Origin of the sequence: Sulfurovum sp. bin170, from assembly GCF_010892395.1 — a bacterium.
Classification (GTDB): domain Bacteria; phylum Campylobacterota; class Campylobacteria; order Campylobacterales; family Sulfurovaceae; genus UBA1140.
The window spans coordinates 1-4,274 of sequence record NZ_JAACKB010000354.1; the positions used below are offsets into that span (position 1 = coordinate 1).

Genomic DNA, 4,274 nt, shown 5'->3' on the forward strand with positions numbered 1-4,274 from the left:
AATTTATATTAATTATAAGCTTCTCTAACATCAGTTGGATAGTGCTTCTACCACTGAAATGGTTCTCATTTACTCCATAGATAATAGTAACCATTTGACCTATCTCAAATAGCTCTTTTGTCTTAAAAAGTACACCCTGTTTAACTATGCCATTATGAGAAAATAAAAATCGTCTATGTTCTGAATTTTTTCCCATATCTGCTACATCTTCAATCAAAACATTAGAGGTTATAAATTTTGGTTTGCTATTAGCTTGACCAAATGGTTCAAACTGTTTCATCATATTCACAAGATGAAAATCTATATGTGAAAAACTTAACTCTCCTAAAATATCAGGGTCAATCAGATCTTCACTATACTCCTCTGCTAAATAATTTTTTTGTAACTTTTCTCTAAATGGTTCTAAATTTTCTATTGGCAGACTAAGACCAATGGCCGCATGGTGTCCACCAAACTTATTCAAAAGCTCTCTACATCCATTGGTGATTTTAAAAAGGTTACACTCATGAAAACTTCTACCACTACCCTTTAAATCTCCATTTTCGCTTTTAGTTAAAACAATTGTTGGCTTCTCATAAAATCGTCCTACACGAGCCGCAACAATACCAACTACACCCTCATGCCAATTATCTCCATTAACAACAATCACCTTATCATTTGGATTAACCTGTTCTAATGCCTCTTCTGTAATTCTCTGCTCGGTCTCTTTTCTACTATTGTTAAAGTCAACTAATCTATCAAGACGAATTCGTGCATCATAGATATTTGAACTCATTAAAAACTCTACTGACCACTTTGCATCATCCATTCGTCCTGCACTATTAAGCACAGGTGCTATTTGAAAACCTATATCTTCTGAATTTAGTGACTTTTTGCCTAGTTTCTCTCTAAACGCTTTAATCGCAGGAAGTTCACTTCTGTTTAGAAGCTGTAGTCCGGCCAAAACCATAGCTCTGTTTATATGTTGTAGAGGCATCATATCTGCAATAATAGCAAGGGATACTAAACCAATATAAGATTTGGTATCAACAGAGAGATTTAGAGCTTTTTTCAATGAAGAGATTAGATACCATGCAATTTGAGCACCACACACCTCATCATAAGGAAAAGAGCAATCCTCTTGCTTTTGGTCTATGATTGCATAGGCTTCAGGTAAGACCTTTGGTAGAAGATGGTGGTCTGTAATAATCAGCTCTATATTATGCTTTTTACATAACTGGGCTGCTTCTACTGCTGATATTCCATTATCAACGGTAATTGCTAAATCATAATCTTCTATTTTGGAGATAATATTGGCAGAGAGTCCGTAACCATCTCTAAAACGGTTTGGAATTATCCACTCTAGTTCAACTCCTATTTCATCAAAAAAGAGTTTTATAAGGGTTGTTGAGACTACTCCATCTACATCATAGTCACCTATTAATACAATTTTCTCTTGGTTATCTATCGCTTGGACTATTCTCTTGGTGGCTCTGTCCATATCTTTGAATGTTGAGGGGTGGGGCAGATTAGCTAAAGAGAGGAAACCCTCTTTTTCAAAACGCTGTTTTAGTTTTTGTTCTATTTGAATAGGGGTTATTTTTGGATAATGCATATTTTTGTTCGGTGTTACCGAACCTACGATTTGTTGTTTAAAGCTTTTTTTACAAAAGCTAGGATTGTTGGGTTTGGATTTTGCAATCGTGAGGTAAACTCTGGATGGAATTGAACGCCTAGGAACCAAGGATGGTCTCTCACCTCTATAGCCTCTATAAGACCATTTGATTCACCTGTAATCTCCATCCCATTAAGCTCTAGAGCTTCTCTATATGTCGGATTGGCTTCATACCTGTGTCTGTGTCTCTCAAAAATTGTGGAAGCTCCATACGCTTCTCTTAGAGATGACCCCTCTTTAGTATTACACTCATACTCACCAAGACGCATGGTTCCACCTAATGGTGAAGTGGTTGTTCTTACCTGTTTTGATCCTGTTGCATCAATAAATTCATCAATAAGAAAGATAATAGGCTCATGTGTATTCTCGTTGTGTTCAACAGAAGTTGCCTCTTTTAAACCTAATATATTTCGTGCAAATTCAATCATAGCAAGTTGCATTCCAAGACAGATACCTAAAAATGGGATTCTGTTCTCTCTTGCATACTGTATAGATTCTATTTTACCCTCTATACCTCGTTCACCAAAACCACCTGCAACTAAAACAGCATCACAATCGATAAGATATTTTTTGGCACCATTGTTTTCAACCTTTTCACTATCTACCCATCTTATCTCAACAGCGGTATCAAGAGTTGCTCCAGCGTGAATAAGTGCTTCGGTCAGTGACTTATAAGACTCTTTTAGGTCTAAATATTTCCCAACAAAAGCTATAGTTGTCTTTTTAGTTGGTTCAATAATTTTGTCTACCAAATCAGCCCAAAGTTGCATATCAGGCTTAACTTCACCTAATCCGAGCTGTTTAGATATTGGTTCTAGTATATCTTGTGTCATAAAATTTAGAGGTACTTGGTATATCGTAGGGGCATCTATTGCTTCAATTACAGAGTCATTTTCAACATCACAAGTAAAAGCAATTTTTCTTTTAATTTCACTAGGTATTCGAGTTTCAGACCTTAAAATAAGCATCTGTGGGGTAATACCAATTCGCCTCAACTCCTGAACAGAGTGTTGAGTTGGTTTAGTTTTAATTTCATCCGCTGTGCGAATATAGGGAAGTAGTGTTACATGTATATTCATAACTGTACTTCTACCAAACTCATGCCTCATCTGACGAATAGTCTCAAGAAATGGCATCCCCTCCATATCCCCTGTAGTTCCACCAAGTTCAACGATAAGTATATCTTTTGTCTCACCTGCTAGTATGATTCTCTCTTTTATCTCGTTGGTAATATGAGGTACAATTTGAATTGTTTTACCAAGATATTTGCCTCTTCGTTCATTTTCGATAACTGTTTTGTAGATCTGTCCTGTAGTGAAGTTATTGTTTTGAGTCAGATTTGTATCTAAAAATCTCTCATAGTGTCCTAAGTCCAAATCTGTCTCTGCACCATCTTTAGTTACAAATACCTCTCCATGTTCAAGAGGAGACATTGTACCAGGGTCGACATTGATATAAGGGTCTAGTTTAAGAATTCCTACTCTAAAACCAGAATGTTTCAAAAGAGTTCCTATACTAGCGGCTGTAATTCCTTTTCCAAGAGAGCTTAGTACTCCTCCTGTTACAAATATATATTTGGTTTGGTTGGTTGACATTTATATTTCCTAAATTAAACAATAATTGGCATTATAACGGTTATAAATTGTTTATTCTTTAAAACAAATGGTAATGTAGGTTCATTTAATGAAATTTCAAAGGAATCACTCTCTATTTGCGAAATAAAGTCTAAAAGAAATCGGCTATTGACATTTATTTCAAAATCCTCATCAAGTCCCAGAGGAATAAGTAGTTCGGTTTTTGCTTCAATGTTATCCGAAGCTAAAGATTCAAAGAAAATAGAATTTTTTCTGAATATTATTTTTATTTCAGGGGATATAGTTGTAATCATTTTGATAGATTCTAGCATCTCTATTTTGGGCAGAGTTATAGCGTATTGATTATTATTTGGGATGATTCGTTCATAATTTGGAAAATTGCCATTAATCAAACGGGTATAAAAATAATAATCTTTATCATTTATCACAAGATTGGTCTCATCGTAATAAATATCAATTTTATGAGTAAATAGTTTTTGAATCTCCATTATCGCTTTTTTGGGAATTATCAATGAGAGTTCTTTTTCACTCTTGTTGTTTATTGTGACAACAGAAAGTCTTCGTGTATCGGTTCCAACTATTTGGGTTGAACGGTTTTTGATTTTTAACAGAGCACCATTTAGTTCATATTTTGGATTATTGCTGTCTATCGAGGTTGATATATTTTTAAGAGCCTTGATAAGTTCTGTTGAGTCTAATGAAATTTTTGATTTGTCTTCAATTTTTGGGAAAGATGGAAAATTTTCAAAATCAAAAATAGGCAATCTGAATTTTGATTGGTTCTGTTTTATATGCAGATTGTTATTTAACTCTTCAAGAGTAATCTCTTCATCTTTTAAAATGCGAATAATATCTAGGAGTTTTTTGCCATTAGCAGTAACTGTTCCCTCCTCTTCAACTGTTATATTTTCTGTTCGAATCAAAAGTCCTATCTCTCCGTCGGTTGCTTTTATCACACAACTATTCTCTTTTGCTTCGATTAGCAGATGAGAGGTAATTTGACTAGCATCTTTTTTTTCTAAAAA

At 34.6% G+C, this 4,274-nt stretch carries 3 protein-coding genes; all 3 read right to left on the reverse strand.

What is annotated here, in order from left to right; translation table 11 throughout:
* On the reverse strand, window positions 1-1,594 hold a 1,594-nt coding region (gene recJ / locus GSY74_RS08425), incomplete at its 3' end, for a single-stranded-DNA-specific exonuclease RecJ (RefSeq protein WP_164664663.1).
* Between the two features lie 23 nt (window positions 1,595-1,617).
* Complete coding sequence (locus tag GSY74_RS08430; RefSeq protein WP_164664664.1) at window positions 1,618-3,249, reverse strand: CTP synthase; 1,632 nt, start codon at window positions 3,247-3,249, stop codon at window positions 1,618-1,620.
* A 14-nt stretch (window positions 3,250-3,263) separates the two neighbouring features.
* On the reverse strand, window positions 3,264-4,274 hold a 1,011-nt coding region (gene dnaN, locus GSY74_RS08435; protein WP_164664665.1), incomplete at its 5' end, for a DNA polymerase III subunit beta.